We start from the raw sequence: 19,949 nt of genomic DNA, 5'->3' as shown, positions 1-19,949 counted from the left end.
GTAGTATCTGAACAGTTGGAGGCAATCCTTGATGCCCAGGTAATGATGCCCGCTCCTATACTTATTAATAAAACACATGAGTGGAAGTATGGAACTTGGATACTGCAACCGGATTATTGATTACAACGGCGATCATGGCTTTAGGAGCAATCACTTTTGCCGCACTAACAATGGCATTTGACCGAAGTCATAATCGCAAAACCGTCAGACCTTTTTGTAACATCCATAATAAGGTTACTGACACAGAGATAAGAATAAGTATACAGAATGCAGGGATGGGTCCCATGCGGATTCAAAAGATCGTTCTTTTGAAGAATCAGGATGACTTCCTTCACGTGGGTATTCCGTTAGGGCAGGTTTTATCTTTTGAATTAAATTGTGATGTTTTTATCCAGCATACGGATGAATATGTTTTGGCATCATTATGCGAGTTGAACCTGATTCAGGGGATACTTGTACAGAGTGAAATGACGCAATTGAAAGAAAAACTTAACGGCTATTATCTTTGTATTGAATATACCGATGTATATGATGACATCTATGAACAAAGAAGCCTCTTTTCATTATGACCGTGTCTAACACCAACTTAACTTGGTCTTGATGTCTCATTATCTCAATCATTTCATACTATAGAGGCTGAACTATAACAAAAATGAAGGAGCTAGACGGCAAGAATATGAAAATTCATGACGACATTGATATTGCGACATAAGAATATAATACTCAACACGCAACAATAAATTATAAAGAAAGAAGGTGGGGCGATGCTAGAAACGCATCTGATTAAAAGCCGGCAGACTTGTAAGCTGGGATTGATCATTGTCATTAGGCAGCTTTTTCCGCAAGAATCCCTTAAAACCGCTTATTCAATTATGGAGGGCGTGTTTTGCCGGTTTGCCAATTCCGCAATTTCCATCAGAGAAGTCGCTCAGATTGAAAAGAAGCTAAAAGAATGGATTTTGACAAATCCGGAGATTGACTTTTTGAAGCATCAGGACGGCTACTACTATTATCAGGCCGATGGCGATGTAGTTAAAATGATTTATCCCTGCGAAACCAACGTTAAACAGATGGATCCTTTCTGTGTGATTCCCTATGCCGACGGTTTTATTGTTGACTTTGGAGACATTGACCGCGATTTCAACACGCCGCTGATTCCGCCGGATAAACTATCGGCCATGTATGATAAGACCCAGCAATGGCTGAAAAATATTAATATCGAGCTGCTTAATGATGTTAACGACTATAGCGCTAGAAGTGCCAGCCTGAAACTGTTGGGGATGGCCGAAGCCCTACATGAAAAAGAGATATCCGATATTGCCGTAATGATTCTGCAGCAGAAGCGGGCCTTGCGGGTACTGCTGATTTCAGGTCCATCCTCTTCGGGGAAGACGACATTTGCGCAACGGTTATCGACACAGTTGAGTGTGAATGGATTAAAGCCGGTTACGCTTTCGATGGATGATTATTTTGTGAACCGGGAAGAGACCCCGCTTACGGAGGACGGCAAGCCCGATTTCGACTGCCTGGAAGCTTTGGATCTACCCGTTTTGCAGCAGCAGCTGGCCGAGCTGATCGAGGGAAAAACGATTGAAACCCCGATCTATGATTTTATAACCGGCTATCGTTCCACCCAAACCAGGCGGCTACAAGTTGGACCTGATGAAATACTTGTCGTTGAAGGGATCCATGCTTTGAATCCGGTATTGTTTTTGGGGATCAACCGGAACATGCTGTTTAAGGTCTACCTCAGCTCACTTTTTCAATTAAATTTCGACTTGGAAAACAGAGTGCCGAGTTCCGAAGTGCGACTGATCAGACGCATCGTCAGAGGCGACCAATTCCGCGGTACCGATCCCGAGGATACTCTGGATCAATGGGAAAATGTCCGGCGCGGAGAGTATAAAAACGTGTTTAAATTCCAGGAAGAATCGGACGTGATGTTTAATTCGAGCCTTCTTTACGAATTAAATGCATTGAGAACGTTTGCCGATGCCTCCCTTCATAAAATAGCGGATAATAGCCCCTATGCGCAGACCCGGGACCGCCTGTTGAACATTCTATCTTTCTGTGAGCCAATGAATACGGAGAAAGTCCCTTTTAATTCAATATTGCGGGAATTCATCGGCGGCAGCATCTATTTTGACTGATCGGGAACAAAAGGATGATCGTGTCATTTATAAAGTAGAAACAGGAAAAGAGGAGCTATCATATGAACAGCCAATCAGAATTTAATTCCGAATTTTGTAACGTACGGTATATGGAAAGCGACAAAGTGGTCTTGCTGACCTGGAAAAAATTCGCGAGAATCAACGATTACAGGGAACCGACGCACTTCGCATTGCAGTTACTGCGGCAGCATCCGCAGAGCAATTTTATTGTTGATGCCAGAAATGGGTTTGAAGACGATCCGGAGGATGTTAAATGGGGCTTTTCCGAGTTGCTTCCCAGCATGGCAAAAACCGACTGTCAATTCGTAATATTCATCATGGAAAAAGCAGCTGTTATCGAAGACGAAATGGATATGTGGACAAAGGAGTTCGGAAAGTACTTTGCAGTTATCAAGGTGCAAAGCTATCAACAGGCGATCCGCCAAATGAAAGACCGTCTGCTTGTCAATGTCCGCTATACCGTCAAGCCGGGGAAACGGAATGAGTTCCTTGAAGAAGCTAGCAGGCAGGGCATCATCAGCGAATCCCGGGCGGAGCCGGGCAATATCAAATACGAGTATTACATCCCGGTGGAATCGGAAAACGACTTGTTCCTGATGGAAATGTGGGTCAGCAGTGAAGCGCAAGCAGCCCATGGGAAAACAGCGCATTACAAAATGCTGCAGGCATTAAAAGCAGCCTATGTTACCGCCGTCTCCATCGAAAAATACCATACCTGCGCGATATTCAGCTGACATTGCCAGGCAGCAACTGTTTCGTTTTGAAACGGGAAGCGAAAATCGTTTGGAAGAACTCAATTTTTTATCTGATGGCAAAAAAGCGTTTGATTTCAAAATCGGAGAAGATCGTTACCGCAGTTTCCGAGGTACACTTAACCGACGGTGCCAGGTTCACTTAACTTAAGAGACGATTACAACCATTGAAACGCGTTTAAATAAATAATAAACCGGTAAAAGAGTGAATCCAATTGGCATTTCGGGAGAGACATGATAAAATACTCAAAGGAAAAATTTGAATGGGGGAATTTATAAATGAGTGAAATAGAAAATGTCTCGAGTGAAGATCTTCATCGTGGTCTAGAAGAAAGACATATTCAGATGATGGCAATCGGTGGCGCAATTGGGGTTGGTCTATTTTTAGGGTCAGCCATGGCGATAAAGACGGCGGGACCATCGATTTTATTTTGTTATGCCATTGCCGGCGTTATTTTGTTTTTTATTATGCGCGCGCTGGGCGAAATGGCGGTTGAAAATCCAGTGGCCGGATCATTCAGTGCCTATGCCAGTGAGTTTATCGGTCCGCTGGCTGGTTACTTAACCGGCTGGACTTATTGGTTTATGTGGATTGTAACGTGTATGGCAGAGGTTACGGCCGTGGGTATTTATGTTAATTTCTGGTTTCCCAGTGTGCCACAATGGGCTTCCGCACTGGCTGCGGTTGTTTTATTGACTTTGGTGAACTTAATCGCCGTCAAAGCTTTTGGCGAGTTTGAATTCTGGTTTGCCCTGATCAAAGTGACGACCATTGTTGTGATGATTATCCTGGGGATCGTGATGATTACCACGGGCTTTGGTAACGGCGGCGTTCCCATTGGAATTTCGAACTTATGGAATAATGGCGGTTTCTTTCCCAATGGCCTGAAAGGGCCGGCCCTGGCGATGGTCATGGTGGCATTTGCTTTTGTGGGCATTGAGCTGATCGGCGTGACCGCTGGCGAAGCTAAAAACCCGGATAAAGTAATCCCTTCTGCGATCAACAAGGTTTTAATCCGGATTCTGATTTTCTATGTCGGTTCAATGTTTGTCATCCTGGCCCTTTACCCCTGGGCGACAATCGGAACCAGCGGCAGTCCCTTTGTGACGACCTTTGTTAAATTTGGCATCGGTGCGGCCGCCGGTATTGTCAATTTCGTCGTCTTGACGGCCGCATTATCTTCCTGCAACAGCGGTATTTTCACGACCGGACGGATGCTCTATAACCTTTCGCTGCAGGGTTCGGCACCAAAAATGTTTGGTAAACTCAGCAAGGCTCAAGTTCCCAGCACCGCCATCCTCATTTCGGCTGGTTTCATGCTGATTGGTGTTTTGCTTAATTACGTTGTCCCGGCTAAAGTGTTTGCCTATGTCACTAGTGTGGCAACCTTTGCGGGCGTTTTTTCGTGGTTTATGATTTTGCTCGCCCAAATGAAATATCGTAAAACCCTGACGCCTGAACAGGTCAAGAAAATAAAATTTCCGATGAAAGGATACCCTTATTCCAATTACATCAGTATTGTTTTTTTAGTCATTCTGGTCATCATCATGTTCATGAGTCCCGATACGCGCGTGGCCGTTATTGTCGGACCGCTGTGGTTAGGCGTCCTGGTTGCTTATTATTATAGCAACGGCCTTCATAAACGGTCCACTGTGACGGTGAAAGCGCACGTCCCAGAATTTGAAAAAATAGCAAATCCTGCAACGGCGGTCAATGATGCCAATGAAATGTTATAAAAAAACGATTTTGTTTGACCAGCCGCAGGGCCTGGCATCAATCGTTAAAAGCCCTATTTCGAAACCGGCGACAGGGGAATGCGGTTCTCGCAGGGGACGTTAACCTGGCATTTGCCACAGCCATAGCGTGGCTTGAACTTTTCAGCGGTTTCGTCGAGAAAGTCGGAACAGCGCAGATGATTTTTGCCGGCTTCAATTGAGATAGCCGCCACCGGGCACTGTTTTACGCAGGCTCCGCATTGGGTGCAGTATTCATATATTTCAGAATACGGCCGTTCATCCGCCGTCAGCGGCAGGTTTGTGACCAGACTCCCAAGTCTGCCGGCCATTCCCCTGGCGGTGATCAGCCCCTTGGACAGGCCAAAAGTGCCCAGACCGCAGACAAAGGCCACGTGCCGTTCCGACCAGTTGCTGGCAAATGGTTGCTCAATCGGATCTGTGCTTCTGCGGATTTGGAACCGCGGATCCAGCGTTGGAATGACACTTTGATAACCGGCTTTCGCCAGTTCTGACTGTAAATGCTGACCCATTTTTTTCACGACGGTTTGTCCTTCAACCCGGGCATGAAGCCACTCTTCTGCGGGCCAAAAAGGCTCCGTTTTGTTGCCGGCCCGGACGTCACTTGTATAGGGTAGGAAGAAGGAAATAACCGTTTGGGCTTCCGGCAACCATTCTTCTGGTAAAATAAAATGATTTCCGATGATTGTTTCATCTTTGAACAATCTGAAGTAGGGATCCTGTGAATTTCCAATTGCCAGAATCGGAGCATCATAAATTTTTAATCCCACAACATTTTTTGACATGGCAAGCTCGGCTGAGATGGTATTGTCTGGAAGGCTTTCCAGAAAGCTTGTGGCATACATCAACAACTCTTTTTTATTCATCGGTTGGGCCTCCTTAGATTGATAAATATTTATTGGCTGATCATGATAAACTGATATCAAGTATAGCAGGAAAATGTAAAATAGTAATTGCTTAAAAGACATTATTATAGTTAATGTATTATAGAAACGATTAAATTTCTCTATGGCTCTGCAGTATTACTGGCCAGAGACCAAGAGAGAACTCACAGTTTATAGCTGTGTCACTGAAAGATAAAAGCCTGGGAGATATCAAGATGATATCTTTCAGGCTTAATTTTATTTTCCAAAGGTGAAAACATGGCTTGGATATATTTGATAGTTGTAGGTTTTTTGAAGTTATTTGGGCAACTGGCCTGAGGTGCTGGTGACGGTTTACAGCTTGAATAAATCGGTGCTAAGATATTTTTCGCCGCGGTCCGGGAAGATCACCACAATCACCCCGGCATCAATTTTTTTGGCCACCTCGGCAGCAGCATACATGGCTGCTCCACTGCTCATGCCCACAAAGATTCCTTCTTTTTTGACAATTTGACGGGCAAAATCAAAGGCGATTTCCGATTCAACCATGATATGTTCATCAATTTCATCTGGTTGATACAGGGCTGGAACAATAGCTTCCTCCATGTTTTTAAGGCCCTGGATGTAATGCCCAAGCACTGGTTGAGCCTCGACAATTTTCACATCCGGATTAGGATTTAGATGATTAATCCGAACCATTGAGGTATGGCCGATGGTTTCTAAAATATTATTATAAATGAGTTTTTGCAATTGAGTAGTCCTTTCTGTTAATAGGATCAGTGAATTCCTTTATTATAGTACAAAAATAAAGTGACTTACAATCATTTTAATAAAAAGGCAGAAATGAATGGTAAACGTTATGATATTTTGTTATTTCATCTAGTGAATGGTGCAGTTTACTGTGAATCAGACGATCTGAAAGATACAATATCCAAGTTTGAATAATGCTTGAACAAAGCGATGAGATGGTTTACAATGGATGATAAGAGGAAAAAAGATAAACAAGAGGGAGACTCGAGGAATATATATGTTTTAACAAAATGAATTGGTTAAAAATTCAGAACGAAGGGAAGATAAATTATTGAAATTCAGAAAAATAAAGACATCTCTGGCTTTACTCGTAATTCTGATTTTGGGGTTGTTGCCAACGGGAATCACAACAATGGAAAAAAATAAGACAAATCTTGACTTTCAGGGGCAAGAAGACCCGGGTATACTGAAGCTCATTGCGTGGAAGGGTACCATCGTCAATGCAGCGACCGGTGAAACCATTGAAATCAATTCAGAAGATGACAAACAATTGGTGACGCAAAGCGGTGATTCCCAACTTGTTTATTTCAATAATGCTACTGATGCAAAGGATTATTATCAGGAATTCGTGGTGAGCATTCCTGATAATATTGTTCAAAGTGCTCATGGGACACTAATCAGCAGTCCCATGACAGATGAAAACAATGGGATTTCTGTGGTGCTGGGAATAGGGTTCTCAATGGGGGACTCAGGGATTTATAAAGTCATTCGGATTGACGGCGTTTATGTGAATTGGAAAATAACTGATCCAACGGTCCAGTTGACTGATGTACAATTAGGTTACCGTATTATGAACGGCATTGGCGTGGAAAATGGCGCTGTCAATGAGCTGAAGCTATGGAATCTGGAAACTGACGCCAATGCCTATGAAACAGAAAGAATCGCGCCCAGTCCCTGGTTTCTTCGGGTGAAAGATTTTGTTCATGCTAAAACCATTTTCTCGGGAAATTTGACCAATGAAAATGGTGAATCCCAGTCATTGGTGATGGAATTAGATTATAGCAATAGCTATTAAGGAGTGCGACAATGGATGTAAATAAAGATCAGAGTAACAGTAAAATGAAATTGATGCAGTTTGGTTATACGCTTTTAATTTGGGCAACACCATTTTTATATCTGACCATCTTCCCATGGATTTTAAACTACACAAAATTTTTAGCCCGGGATGAATTATCATTTGGACCCAATGCCAGCATGTTCTATCAGACTTTATCGGTATTTATTCTCCCCATTGTATTTAACCTGTTTATTGGCAGCAGTGTATTTATTTTGGGATTTGGTTTTAAAAAATATAAGTCTAAAGCGATCGTAGGGGGATATATGATAGGTGCTATTTACGCCCTGATAATTCTGCTTAGCTATCCCATTTATTTTAATATTAATCTGCCAATTGTTAATCAAATTTTCAGTTTAAGCATATACACTGGCCCGGGAAATTCCAGTTTTATTCTGGCATTCTATGGACTAATGCTCTATCAGATCGTAAAAAGATATCGAGTTGTCCAATCAAATTGAGAAATTTTTATGATGTCGGTATGTTGTGAACCAACAGTATGGAAATCATGCTGCGAACGTTTTTGTTTGAAAACGTTTTGCCCCATCCTGTACTAAAATTATTCAGACACAAATTTATTAGGTGTAACCAAAGATAACAAAGGAGATGAAATGAAAAACAACAAGGGGATTCAAAAGATCGTCCTGGTCATGGTTTTATTATTGACAATTGGCAGTTTAACCGGCTGTACGAATTCAACGGACGGAAAAATGGTTAAACCAAGTGTGTCGGAGGATTATTATGGCGCCATTAATTATGATTTGCTACAGCAAAAGACCATTCCGCCAACTGAAGGCGAATGGACTTACTTCTATGAATTGGACGAAAAAACATCAGGTCAACTCCAGGAGATTATCACCGACTTGTCAAATAGCGGGGAAACTTATCCCAAGGGCAGCAGTGAGCAGAAAATAAGCGATTTATACGCCAGTGCCATCGATATGGACAACCGCAACGCTCAGGGTCTGTCTGCCGTGACACCGTATCTTGAGCAGATTGAGTCCGCCCAGAATCTGGATGAGTATCTGGATGGACTGATCGCATTATCGGGAATCGGCGAGTCCAGCCTGCTTGGTTACAGTTATAATCAGGATGATATGAATTCAGACAAGATGATGATTAGCTTGGATTCCATGAATGATTTAATTGGCAAAGAATACATGGAAAACAATTCAATGCAGGACTATTGTGATGCCTATCAGAAATACATCCAGAATATGCTGGTTCTCAGTGGTGAGGAAAGCGGGACCGCCGAGACAAATGCAAAAGCTATTTATGCCTTTGCCAGCACAGTGGCATCCCAGGAATTGGCACCGGAGCAATTATATGACCCGAGCAGCTATTATAATACCTATAGCTATGATGATCTGCTGGCTCTTTACTCAAACATCGACATGAACAAATATTTGGAGTCTCAGGGCCTTTCCAGCGATGACCACTATATTGTAAAGGAAGTGGATGCGGCAAAGCAGATCAATGCGATGTTTACAGAAGAAAATATGCCGGTTTTGAAAGAATATACAAAATTTGTTGTCTTAAATGATCTGGCTGAGTATGCACCGGCGGCATATCGCGATCTGAAACTCGATATGGCAATGAAACTGTCTGGCTCGACTGAGAAAAAAACCGATCAGCGGCTGGCCTCTGATGATGTGGAAACGTTTCTGGAATGGGAATTCGGAAAGCTCTATGTGGAAAAATACTTTGACGAAAAAGCCAAGCAGGATGTTAAAACTATGGTTGCAACAATCATTGACGAATACAAAGAAATCATCAACGATCAGGATTGGATGAGCCTAGAGACAAAACAGAAAGCTATCCTGAAGCTGGACACCATGGATTTAAAAATTGGTTATCCGGACCAGTGGAGTACCATCGACGATTATCTCCAGGTGACATCGCTGGCAGAAGGCGGCAGTTATCTGGCAAATGCGATTGGACTTCAGCAGGCCGCCAGACAATTTGACTATGATGAATATAAAAAAGGTGTTAACCGGGAACAATGGTATATGACACCCCAGACGGTCAATGCTTATTATAATCCCAGCAATAATGAAATCGTCTTTCCGGCAGCCATCTTACAGACCCCATTTTTTGATGAAAATCAAAGTAGCGGCAAAAACCTTGGTGGGATCGGCACCGTTATTGCGCATGAAATCAGTCATGCTTTTGATAAAAACGGATCGTTATATGATGAGAAAGGCAATTATAATGTCTGGTGGACGGCTGCGGAATATCAAAACTACGATGCATTGTCACAGAAGATCATCGCTTATTATGGGAACTATACCATTTCTACGGGCGATTCGGTTAATGGCACCCTGACTCTGTCAGAAAACATTGCTGATCTGGGGGCCTTGACCACGGTCACGGCGGTGGCCGAAAAACAGGGTATAACCCTGAAAGATGTTTATACAAACTGGGCCACGATCTGGGCACAACTCTCGACCCCGGATCTGGAAAAGAATTATTTGCTGACCGATGTGCATTCACCGGCTCAGGTGCGTGTCAATGCGGTGCTCAGTTCAATCGATGAATTTTATGATGTCTATGGGATTAAGGAAGGCGATAAAATGTATGTCGCACCGGGTGACCGGGTGGCGATCTGGCAGACAAAGCCAACGCAATAAACACCGTATAAAATTTATTTAAAATCTCCAAGAATATGATTTAAATGGAATTAAATAAATATTGACAAATCATAACAGCAGGTGTATTCTTTCTTTATACCCCACCAGGGGTGTGGTTAGGAGTGGTCTTATGAAACAAAAATTTAATGTAATGGGGATGACCTGTTCAGCGTGCTCTGCCAGTGTGGAAAGAAATGTAAAAAAATTAGAAGGTGTGGAACTAGTTAATGTCAATCTCCTCACCAACAGCATGACCGTTGAATATGACAGTAATATCACGGATAACAATAAAATTATTAAAGCAGTTGTTGATGCCGGCTATAATGCTTCCGTATTTATTTCACGGGGCGATGCTGAGGCGAAAAACCAAAAGCCAGTTAATCTGGTGGAAAGTGAAACGAAAGAAATGAAAAAGAGGCTCATCGTGTCTTTTGCATTTCTCATTCCGCTGCTCTACCTTGCTATGCACCACATGCTCAATGAATGGATCGGTCTACCGGTACCGGTAGTTATTGATGAAATATTCCATGGACCTGAAAATGGTATCACCTTTGCATTCACCCAGTTTTTACTGCTGTTGCCGATTGTTTATGTCAATCGAAAATACTTTCAGGTGGGATTTAAAACGCTTTCAAAAGGGTCTCCCAATATGGATTCGCTGATTGCAATTGGTTCGACAGCAGCCATTGTCTATGGGATATTTGCCATTTACAAAATCGGGATTAGCCTGGGAGTCGGGGATTTAGCCACAGCGGACCAGTATCTCATGGATATCTATTTTGAGTCAGCGGGAGCGATCCTCTCACTGATCACCCTTGGTAAGTATTTTGAAACCCGATCCAAGGGAAAAACATCAGAAGCGATTAACAAACTCATTGATTTAGCACCCAAGACAGCAACCGTTGTTCGCGGTGGACAAGAACTGGAAATTCCAGTGGAAGAAGTTGTTATTGATGATCTGATTTTGGTACGCCCCGGGCAAAGCATTCCTGTTGACGGGGTTATCGTTGAAGGTCGTTCCTCGGTCGATCAGTCGGCCATCACGGGGGAAAGTATTCCCGTGGAAAAGAAGGTGGGAGATAAGGTCATTGTTGCCACCATTAACAAAACTGGATTTTTTAAGTTCAAAGCACAAAAGATTGGTCAAGATACAACCCTGGCCCAGATTATCAAACTGGTTGAAGAAGCCAGTTCCTCCAAAGCACCGATATCAAAACTGGCGGATAAAATAAGCGGGATTTTTGTTCCGACGGTGATTGCAATTGCAATTGTCGCGATCATTACATGGCTGCTTTTAGGTCAATCCTTTGAATTTGCTCTATCTATCGGGATCGCAGTACTGGTTATTGCTTGTCCTTGTGCCCTTGGTCTGGCCACGCCGGTTGCCATCATGGTGGGAACCGGAAAAGGCGCTTCCAACGGTATTCTGATTAAATCGGCAGAAGCTTTGGAAACAGCCCATACCATCAATACGGTGGTTCTTGACAAAACCGGAACAATTACTGAGGGGAAACCAAAGGTCACGGATATCGTCACCGCAAATGGTGCTACCGAACAGCAGCTTCTTGAAATTGCGGCATCCATGGAAAAACCTTCCGAGCACCCTTTGTCGACTGCCATTGTGGAAAAAGCGAATGAAAATAATATCATATTAAAAGATGTGAGCGAGTTCTCTTCTATTTCTGGAAGGGGAATTGCAGCCATGATCGATGGACAGCAGTATATTGCCGGGAACCTTGGGATGATGAATGATAATCAAATCAATACGGATATCCTGAAAGATGTTTCCGATACATTCGCGGAAGATGGGAAAACCTCATTGTATTTTGCGGATGATAAAAACCTATTGGGGTTGATTGCCGTAGCCGATGTGGTGAAACCAACAAGTCAGGCGGCCATTGACCAGTTAAGATTCATGGGTATTGATGTGGTTATGCTTACCGGGGATAACAAACGAACGGCAGAGGCGATCAGAAGACAGCTCCATATAGATCGGGTTGTAGCAGAAGTATTGCCCCAGGACAAAGAAGGGGAGATCCGAAGCATTCAGAGTACCGGTAAAAAGGTTGCCATGGTTGGAGATGGTATCAATGATGCACCGGCCCTGGCGAGAGCCGATGTGGGGATTGCCATTGGCGCCGGAACAGATATTGCCATTGAATCAGCAGATATCGTTTTAATGAAAAGTGATTTGCAGGATGTGGTAACGGCCATTCAGCTCAGCAAAGCTACTATGAGAAATATCAAGCAGAACCTGTTTTGGGCATTTTTCTATAACATGATTGGAATACCACTTGCAGCAGGCGTGTTTTACGGTTTACTTGGCTGGAAACTCAGCCCCATGATTGGAGCTGCAGCAATGGGATTGAGTTCAGTAAGTGTAGTCACCAATGCACTGAGATTAAAGTTTTTCAAACCCAGTCATTTGGAAACAAATCAAACCCATGATTTAGATAAAAGTGATTTAAATATAAATAATTCAAAAAAAATAGAAGGAGAACAAAAAATCATGAAAAAAGTAATGGTAATTAATGGCATGTCATGTGGACACTGCAAAGCCAGAGTTGAAAAGGAACTGAATGCATTAAGTGGCATAGAAGCGATCGTCGATCTGGAAAATAAGACAGCAACCCTGGAGATGAAGGAGCCTATTGATGATCAGACCCTGATGAATGTTGTTAATGAAGCAGGCTATGAAGCGGTTTCTGTGACGGAGATAAAAGAATAAACGTTCAGCTGTTAAACCAGGAAATGAAATAGGGGAAAGAAAATGAAAGCAGACAAAGAAAAAGTGACCCGCCTGTTGAAAACGGCCCGAGGTCAGCTTGACGGTCTTCTTAAAATGGTTGAGGATGATCGATATTGTATTGATATATCCACCCAATTGATGGCCACGCAAGCTATTTTACGCAAGATTAACAGTATGGTTTTGAATGCACATCTAGAAAGTTGCGTCGAAGAAGCTTTTGAAAAGGGTGATGCCCATATAAAAATTGAAGAAATTATGAAAGTCATGGATAAACTCTCAAAATAGTTTTTCTATATATCCGTCAATTTCTGGACTGGCAAGTCCATCAACATTGGTAAAGACTTTATTGGGAGCAAATAATTTACAAATAAATGATGATGTCAGGTATCCTTAACTTATTGAGCTCCTTGTGGAAAACACAAGGAGCTTTGTAGATTTCTGATAGTCGATGCATCATTGAAATACGTTGAAAAGAAACGGATAAAGAGATAAAATAAGAAAATACTATATATGGACGCGATAAGCTAGACAGTAAAAAAGGGGAATATTTAATGAATGAAAAACACAAAGATTGGGGTATTGAAGCAGAAAGACTGAAGGAAACCATTGCAGAAGCCAGGGCTCAATTGGATGGCGCGATCAGTGCGAATGAGAAAAACCGGGAAACGATTCAGGAGGCTAAAAATGAAATCCGCGAGAACACTTCCCACTCCATGGGCAATCTCTGGGGTTCCGATGGATTTGAAGCGCTGGTTGAATTGAGTCAGTCGATGAATCCGGTAACCGATATGATGGCACTTTATGAATTTACGGAAGCCAAGATTACCAGACTCCGGGGAATTCTTGAGACGCCCTATTTTGCCCGCATCGATTTTTGCTTCAGTGAGGGGGATCATATCGAACACATCTATATCGGCCGCCATTCACTGAAAAAAGAAAACGCCTATAAACTGCTGATCCATGACTGGCGGTCACCCGTTGCCAGCGTTTTCTACCGATTTTCGCCGGGCGATGCTTTTTATGATGCCCCGGTCGGTCGGATTGAGGGCAAGCTGCTGATAAAACGGCAGTTTGAAATAAAGGCGGGTCAGCTGGTCTATTTTTTTGATGCGGATCTGCAGGTGTTCGATGATTTTCTGCGCAAGCTTTTGTCAAACAATACCTCCCCCCAAATGAAAACTATTGTGGAATCGATCCAGCGGGATCAGGATCTGGTCATCCGGGATATGGAACACGACCTGTTGATTGTCCAGGGCGTGGCGGGCAGCGGCAAAACTTCCATCGCTCTGCACCGGGCGGCCTATCTGATGTATCAGGGCTTATCAGATCGCCTTTATGGCCGGGAAATTTTAATCATCTCCCCTCATAAACTCTTTGAACAGTACATTGCCAATGTGATCCCGGAGCTGGACGCTGAAAATGTGCGGACCATGATCTTTGATGAAATTCTCAAGGATCTGATCGGCAGAAAATTTGAAACAAAGAACATTTTTCTGGAAAGAATTTTGTCAAAGAGTCAACAGAGCCGGTTGAAAATGGAAAGCATGGCGTTTAAAGGCTCGTCGGATTTCATCAAAATCCTGGATCGTTTTATTGATGATATTCCCGAGCACTTTATGAAGATCCAGAATATCAGCTACAAAGGTGAACAGCTTTTTACCCGGGCCGAAATAATAAGCCGCCTGCGGATCAATCCGGACACGCCCCTGAAAACGAAACTGGGCTATCTTGAAGAAGCGATCAGGGAAACAATCAACGAAAAATGGCGCGGCCCGCTTAAAAATTCGCTCCGCAATGAAATGATGCGCTTTGCCGAAATGGATGCGTTCAATCTTTATCAGCAGCTTTTTGAGCACGATGGTTATTTTTTTAAAATGGCCGAAGGGCTTGAGCTGCCTGACCGCATTGATAAAATGCTGACCATTACCAGAAGAAATCTGGCTCAGAAAAACCTGACCTATGATGATGCCGTTGCCCTTGGGTACCTGAACTTACGCTTATTTGGCGCCAAAGAATATGCGCCCATCAAACAGGTGATCATCGATGAAGGCCAGGATTATTATTTTCTTCATTATGAAATCCTGAATCGATTGTTTTTAAAATCCAAGTTTACCATTCTGGGGGATATCAACCAGACCCTTCAAAAAAACGAAGATCTCAGCTTTTACGAACAAATCGCCCGCCAATTGAACCGCAAAAAAAATGAGCTGGTGACCATGAATAAGAGCTATCGCTGCACCAGCGAGATTTTGAATTACAGTACTAAATTTATTGATGATGCCATCCCGGTGGAAAGCTTTAATCGTCATGGGGAAGAACCGATTTTGATGAGAGCGCCCGATGCCAATCATTTGGTTGACATGCTTTGTGAAGCAATCAGCCAGTGTTTGAAGGCCGGATACCAGTCGATTGGGCTGATTTTAAAAACCCAGAAAAATACTACCGCGCTCTTTGAGGCATTAAATAAAAAAATAGCGGTCAATCTGATCCGCCATGATACAGTCGCAGCGATTGAGGGTATTTCGATCATGCCGGTGTATCTGTCGAAGGGTCTTGAGTTTGATGCGGTTTTTATCTGTGATGCCAGTCAGGCCAATTATCGCAGCGAGGCTGACAAGCGGCTGCTTTACATTTGCTGCACCCGAGCTCTGCATCGCCTGGTTCTGTTTTACGAAGGAGAACCGAGTCCTTTGCTTCATGATTAGGAAATGAAGGACTATTTTGTCGCAAAATAATATTTCGCGACAAAATAGTCATAACGCGGTCAGTTGTATTTTCAAGTGGAGAAAGTTGCGTCATAAAAAATCCTGAAGACAATCATGGTTCATTGTCTTCAGGATGGTTGAGATAATAATTGGTTCGTTTTATATGGCAGTTTGCTATAGGGAGGGGGTCCGTCGGCCAACCAGCAGCCCGACGACCTGGTCATTGCTTTTAATGGGAGCCACATCAAATATAACGGGTTTATTGGTGACTTTACTAAGGGTCTCTTCAGAAGTGGCCGATTCTCCTTTGAAGCCAGCTTCATACCAGAATTCGTCCCAGGCATCAAATTCACCGTTATCTTTGACGTACTTGGCGTGTCCGGCAAGGCTCATTACCGCGATATCCTGGTATCCCATTTGGGTCACTTCACCAGCAAGCGTATCCACCTGGGTTTGCCAATCCATGGTGGCAACTGACGATTGTTGAGCCATTTTACCGAGTAAAAGGGCAGCTTTGTTATCATCTTCTTTACTGGTCTGTTTTTGCTGTTTTAGTTTGAAGGTACTGGTCATGTGTTTAAGCATTTCGGCCTGGCCGGAAAGTTCTTCGGCGGATGCGGCACTTTCTTCGGCGGTGGCAGAGTTGGTTTGAACAACAATTGAGACCTGCTCAATGCCCTTAGTTATTTGAGCGATCTCTGAGGCCTGATCATTGGAGGCCTGGGCAATATTGCCGACCAGACCGGTAACCTTTTCAATTTCATTCAGAATTTCAACCAGACTTTCGGCTGTTTCATCGGCAATCTTGGTGCCAATCGCGACCTTGTCGATGGATCCTTCGATCAGACCGGTGGTTTGTTTAGCCGCTTCAGCACTGCGAGCCGCGAGGGTTCGTACTTCTTCAGCAACAACGGCGAAACCTTTGCCATGCTGTCCGGCTCGGGCCGCCTCTACGGCGGCGTTTAGGGCCAGAATATTAGTCTGGAAGGCGATGTCATCAATTACCTTGATAATCTTAGAAATATTTTTGGATGATTCGTTGATTTCGACCATGGCCGATACCATTTTTGACATTTGCGAATTGCCCACTTCAGCGTTGGTCCGAACCTCAAGGGCCCGTTTATTGGCTTCGTTGGCATTCATGGCGTTTCGTTTAGTTTCCGCGGCCACCTCTTCAATGGAAGCGGTGAGTTCCTGGATGGAACTAGCCTGTTCCGTTGTCCCCTGGGCTAATGCCTGGCCGCCGCCGGAGATCTGGATGGCACCGGCATTAACTTGTTCGGCGGCACCATCAATTTCCTTCATCACTTCGCTTAAATGGGTGGTAATATTATTTAGGACCAGCTTGGCGGTATTAAAATCGCCATGATAATAGGCTTTAATTTCCTGACTGAGATCACCATCACCAATGAGTTCAAGTAAGGAAGTAATGTCAGCCACATAATTTTTCAGGAAGATGATGGTACGGTTCATGTTTTCTTTGATTTTGCCATGCTGTCCTTTATAATCACCTTCCATGGTAAAGGTCAGATTACCTTTTGACAGTTCATCCAAAGCGGCCGAGGTGGCCTGGATCGGCTCGATAACAGCATCCAGGGTCTGGTTGAACCCGGAAATAACTTTGGCATATTCGCCCCGGAACTTGGTGGGGTCACCCCGATGATCCAGATCGCCTTCAACGGCTCGTTTGGTCATTATATCGGCTTCGCTGATCAGTGCGTGGATGTTTTCAATCATTTGAATCAGACTTGGAATAAATTCATCCTTGTCACTGCGTTTGCCGATTGTCAACAAGTCGTCATAGTCACTCAAAACACCTTTGGAAACATTATTGACAATGGCGTGAATATAGTTGAGCTTCCCTTGGATGTTATTAACAGAGGTCGCCAAATCGCCATAGATGCCTAAATAGACACCTTCCACGTTGGTTGAAAAATCATTGTTGTAAAGGCGGTGGAGGACATCACCGGTTTCGGTTAAGGCTCCCAGACCGTCAATACAGGCGTTAATATTACTTTTAAGATCGTTGAAATCACCATTATATTCGGTGGTTATTTTTGGTGGAATTACCCCGTTGCCGATGCGTTCAATGGCCTTGTTGGCCACCTTGAGGGGCTTGACAAAGGTGTTAATAACATTATTTAAGGATATAACCATATCTTTGTAAGCGCCGCTGTACTCATTGGTGTTACCGCGATAGTTAAGCTGACCTGCTAAAGCGGCATTGCCAATTTTTACGATGGCATCATGAACGCTGTTCATTGCCTTCCTTACCGCAATCATTGAATCACTGATCACATCATCAGCAGAATGAGGGATGATTTTAACTTCAAAATTACCCTGAGCCATCCGCTGAGCAGTCGCCGCAATGTTCTTATTGTTTTGAATCATGGTTTCAAATGACAGCATTAAATCGCTAAATTCGTCATTGCTGGTCATTTCAATGTCCATATCAACTTTTCCCACAGCAATCTGATCGGCCACTTCTTTGAGCTTGATAATGGGTTTGGCAAACTTTTGCGCCATAACATAAGCAGCGACGCCGGCAATTAAGATAATCAGCAATGAGCATAACAAGATTTGATTGCGCAGATTGGTGATTGAAGCCAGAACATCGTTTTCAGAAATGGCGCCAGTATGAGAAGCTCCTGCGGTGGTTAATGCTTGTGTCGTGGCATTGGCCTGGTTTGTTAGCGCTGATGCACCCAGATTAACGGCAATAATTCCCTGAGATAATACCGCCAAGACAATGAGAGAAACAGTAAACAGCAGCAGTTTAGTAGATATTTTGGATTCGCGGTGATCTTTAGCATGAATGAGTCCAGCCGGATGCCCCGTGATCTCTTGTGCTGCATTTGTAACCGGACTTGTCTCCGGATCCAACATCGTTTCTTGATTTTTGTTCATAATAACCCCTTTCAAAGATAATCCTTTGGTTTAGATAACAAATTTCAATGTCATTCGAAACCGATTCAGAATATTAAGATACTAAAGTATAAATACTTTAGTAAATTCACACCGTAATATTATAGCGCTTTCAACTGCAAATATCTATAGCGGTATCACAAAAATTACCATATTATCCTCGACTTGATTAGTTTTTGAATTAAAAAGTATAAATATATAACGTAATTTTCCAGCTTCGAAATTCAGCTGAGACGTTTAAGTAACACAATCTGAAGCTTCTAAAAAACAGAAGTTAACAGAAAAATGTACCAAACATCTGATATGATGCCAAAGATTGATAAGATGATTAGCGATTTTTAAAGAGAGGAATATTTGATGAATAAAAAACACAAAGATTGGGTATTTAAGAAGAAAGACTGAAGGAAACCATTGCAGAAGCCAGGGTTCAATTGGCTGGCGTGGTCAATCTGATCTGGCAAGATACAGTCGCAGCGATTGAGGGTGTTTCGATCTTGTCGGTGTATCTGTCGAAGGGTCTGGAGTTTGATGCGGTTTTTATCTGTGATACCAGTCAGGCCAATTATCGCAGCGAGGCTGACAAGCGGCTGCATTACATTAGCTGCACCCGAGCCCAGCATCGCCTGGTTCTGTTTTACGAAGGGAAACCAAGTCCCTGTCTTCGTGACTAGAAAGTAGCGAGGACACGCAACCCATTCAGCAGGATATGTTGTTGCGGGGGATCAATCCTCAGATTTATATGAGCGGGTCATCTTTTCACAATCCCAAAGAAATATTATGCCATAGATGATTGCAGCACCAAAAACAGTTTGCGTCTTAAACTCAAAAGGAAACCGATAGGCATTAAACACTAAATAGGATGAAAGATAGGCGCCTGGCCCAAAAATCGCCAGGGGAATTAAACAATGACAAAAATCATAAAAGCGATAGATGGTGACGCACCTGACAAACATCGCATTAAGAGTTATGATGATTGCACGTTTCAACTCTTTGAGAAAGAGAACGGTATGGTAGGTGTAGGCAATGGTTGAGATGCAGCATAAAGATAGGAAGATCAAATTCACCACCCATGTGGAAAAAGGCATTAAAACTAATAATAGTTGATCCATATTGAGGACCTCCTTTAAGAAAAAGTGAAGCCAGCCCCTGATCTGCATCTAAAAAGATCAGGATAAAAAAATCTGACATGAACAATATTTTACCCTATTTTTAAAAATCCGTCAATTTTCACGAGTGGTTCAAGCAATCTTTACCCTGACAAGAACGATGATAAGATGGATAAGATCTTTGCGATTGGTTATGTCTGAAAAAGACAAATATTTTAGCATATTTGCGAGGAAAAGTCTATCAATTTCATTGAAAAAAAATCATGGAATTTGACAAGGTGTAAACAATATGTTATGATAGTAAAATAATACAATTTAATTGGACTTAATTGCAAGCGAATTTACTTAAATTAATAGCGCTATGAGGACAGCGCTATTAAGAAGCTGGGAATGGTAATATAACTCGCTGCTTTCTTGTAAATTGAGTAA

At 43.0% G+C, this 19,949-nt stretch carries 15 protein-coding genes; 11 read left to right on the top strand and 4 right to left on the bottom strand.

Annotated elements, in window-relative coordinates:
- Positions 1 to 95: 95 nt before the first annotated feature.
- From FZC40_RS13780 to FZC40_RS13765, 4 genes are all read left to right on the top strand, one after another.
- Positions 96 to 569 (top strand): hypothetical protein, encoded by a 474-nt coding sequence (locus tag FZC40_RS13780; RefSeq protein ID WP_186843827.1) that lies wholly within the window; start codon positions 96 to 98, stop codon positions 567 to 569.
- A gap of 195 nt (positions 570 to 764) precedes the next feature.
- On the top strand, positions 765 to 2,150 hold the full coding sequence (locus tag FZC40_RS13775; protein WP_148605341.1) for a uridine kinase family protein: 1,386 nt from the start codon (positions 765 to 767) through the stop codon (positions 2,148 to 2,150).
- A 62-nt stretch (positions 2,151 to 2,212) separates the two neighbouring features.
- The gene (locus FZC40_RS17670) at positions 2,213 to 2,905 is read left to right on the top strand and encodes a putative quinol monooxygenase (RefSeq protein ID WP_148605339.1); all 693 of its coding nucleotides are present in this window, start codon (positions 2,213 to 2,215) and stop codon (positions 2,903 to 2,905) included.
- A gap of 297 nt (positions 2,906 to 3,202) precedes the next feature.
- Complete coding sequence (locus tag FZC40_RS13765; protein WP_148605337.1) at positions 3,203 to 4,660, top strand: amino acid permease; 1,458 nt, start codon at positions 3,203 to 3,205, stop codon at positions 4,658 to 4,660.
- Positions 4,661 to 4,713: 53 nt separating this feature from the next.
- Here the strand turns inward: FZC40_RS13765 and FZC40_RS13760 are convergent, their stop codons facing one another.
- Both FZC40_RS13760 and FZC40_RS13755 read right to left on the bottom strand, forming a co-directional pair.
- Complete coding sequence (locus tag FZC40_RS13760) at positions 4,714 to 5,544, bottom strand: 4Fe-4S binding protein (protein ID WP_148605335.1); 831 nt, start codon at positions 5,542 to 5,544, stop codon at positions 4,714 to 4,716.
- A gap of 351 nt (positions 5,545 to 5,895) precedes the next feature.
- Positions 5,896 to 6,291: a pyridoxal-phosphate dependent enzyme gene (locus FZC40_RS13755; protein WP_420534740.1), complete on the bottom strand. Its 396-nt coding sequence runs from the start codon at positions 6,289 to 6,291 to the stop codon at positions 5,896 to 5,898.
- 331 nt (positions 6,292 to 6,622) lie between these two features.
- Here FZC40_RS13755 and FZC40_RS13750 point away from each other — a divergent pair, with 331 nt between their 5' ends.
- From FZC40_RS13750 to FZC40_RS13725, 6 genes are all read left to right on the top strand, one after another.
- Positions 6,623 to 7,366 carry a hypothetical protein gene (locus FZC40_RS13750; RefSeq protein ID WP_148605331.1) on the top strand — a complete coding sequence of 248 codons (744 nt, stop codon included), beginning with the start codon at positions 6,623 to 6,625 and terminating at the stop codon, positions 7,364 to 7,366.
- A gap of 11 nt (positions 7,367 to 7,377) precedes the next feature.
- Positions 7,378 to 7,866 (top strand): hypothetical protein, encoded by a 489-nt coding sequence (locus FZC40_RS13745; protein WP_148605329.1) that lies wholly within the window; start codon positions 7,378 to 7,380, stop codon positions 7,864 to 7,866.
- Between the two features lie 150 nt (positions 7,867 to 8,016).
- Positions 8,017 to 10,035: a M13-type metalloendopeptidase gene (locus tag FZC40_RS13740; protein ID WP_148605327.1), complete on the top strand. Its 2,019-nt coding sequence runs from the start codon at positions 8,017 to 8,019 to the stop codon at positions 10,033 to 10,035.
- 130 nt (positions 10,036 to 10,165) lie between these two features.
- On the top strand, positions 10,166 to 12,763 hold the full coding sequence (locus tag FZC40_RS13735; RefSeq protein WP_148605325.1) for a heavy metal translocating P-type ATPase: 2,598 nt from the start codon (positions 10,166 to 10,168) through the stop codon (positions 12,761 to 12,763).
- Between the two features lie 42 nt (positions 12,764 to 12,805).
- Entirely contained in the window at positions 12,806 to 13,069 is a 264-nt protein-coding gene (locus tag FZC40_RS13730; protein WP_148605323.1) for a metal-sensing transcriptional repressor, read from the top strand.
- A 266-nt stretch (positions 13,070 to 13,335) separates the two neighbouring features.
- A complete protein-coding gene (locus FZC40_RS13725) occupies positions 13,336 to 15,489 on the top strand; it encodes a HelD family protein (protein WP_148605321.1) in 2,154 nt (717 codons plus the stop codon).
- Positions 15,490 to 15,663: 174 nt separating this feature from the next.
- Here the strand turns inward: FZC40_RS13725 and FZC40_RS13720 are convergent, their stop codons facing one another.
- Complete coding sequence (locus FZC40_RS13720; protein WP_148605319.1) at positions 15,664 to 18,396, bottom strand: methyl-accepting chemotaxis protein; 2,733 nt, start codon at positions 18,394 to 18,396, stop codon at positions 15,664 to 15,666.
- A 458-nt stretch (positions 18,397 to 18,854) separates the two neighbouring features.
- Here FZC40_RS13720 and FZC40_RS17475 point away from each other — a divergent pair, with 458 nt between their 5' ends.
- Positions 18,855 to 19,085, top strand: coding sequence for an ATP-binding domain-containing protein (locus FZC40_RS17475; RefSeq protein ID WP_279233345.1), 231 nt, complete (start codon positions 18,855 to 18,857; stop codon positions 19,083 to 19,085).
- Positions 19,086 to 19,136: 51 nt separating this feature from the next.
- On the opposite strand, the gene FZC40_RS13710 is transcribed toward FZC40_RS17475, so the two are convergent.
- Positions 19,137 to 19,523: a hypothetical protein gene (locus FZC40_RS13710; protein ID WP_148605315.1), complete on the bottom strand. Its 387-nt coding sequence runs from the start codon at positions 19,521 to 19,523 to the stop codon at positions 19,137 to 19,139.
- Positions 19,524 to 19,949 lie beyond the last annotated feature (426 nt).

The sequence above is a fragment of the Acetobacterium tundrae genome (assembly GCF_008086615.1).
Classification (GTDB): Bacteria; Bacillota; Clostridia; order Eubacteriales; family Eubacteriaceae; genus Acetobacterium; species Acetobacterium tundrae.
Note: the sequence above shows the minus strand (reverse complement) of the source record. Positions and strands in the feature narration are given on the sequence as shown.

What these genes read in the sequence shown, in the direction of transcription:
- FZC40_RS13775 (WP_148605341.1), top strand. Translation starts at nt 765, where the DNA reads ATGCTAGAAACGCATCTGATTAAAAGCCGGCAGACTTGTAAGCTGGGA.
- FZC40_RS17670 (WP_148605339.1), top strand. Translation starts at nt 2,213, where the DNA reads ATGAACAGCCAATCAGAATTTAATTCCGAATTTTGTAACGTACGGTAT.
- FZC40_RS13765 (WP_148605337.1), top strand. Translation starts at nt 3,203, where the DNA reads ATGAGTGAAATAGAAAATGTCTCGAGTGAAGATCTTCATCGTGGTCTA.
- FZC40_RS13760 (WP_148605335.1), bottom strand. Translation starts at nt 5,544, where the DNA reads ATGAATAAAAAAGAGTTGTTGATGTATGCCACAAGCTTTCTGGAAAGC.
- FZC40_RS13745 (WP_148605329.1), top strand. Translation starts at nt 7,378, where the DNA reads ATGGATGTAAATAAAGATCAGAGTAACAGTAAAATGAAATTGATGCAG.
- FZC40_RS13740 (WP_148605327.1), top strand. Translation starts at nt 8,017, where the DNA reads ATGAAAAACAACAAGGGGATTCAAAAGATCGTCCTGGTCATGGTTTTA.
- FZC40_RS13735 (WP_148605325.1), top strand. Translation starts at nt 10,166, where the DNA reads ATGAAACAAAAATTTAATGTAATGGGGATGACCTGTTCAGCGTGCTCT.
- FZC40_RS13730 (WP_148605323.1), top strand. Translation starts at nt 12,806, where the DNA reads ATGAAAGCAGACAAAGAAAAAGTGACCCGCCTGTTGAAAACGGCCCGA.
- FZC40_RS13725 (WP_148605321.1), top strand. Translation starts at nt 13,336, where the DNA reads ATGAATGAAAAACACAAAGATTGGGGTATTGAAGCAGAAAGACTGAAG.
- FZC40_RS13720 (WP_148605319.1), bottom strand. Translation starts at nt 18,396, where the DNA reads ATGAACAAAAATCAAGAAACGATGTTGGATCCGGAGACAAGTCCGGTT.
- FZC40_RS13710 (WP_148605315.1), bottom strand. Translation starts at nt 19,523, where the DNA reads ATGGATCAACTATTATTAGTTTTAATGCCTTTTTCCACATGGGTGGTG.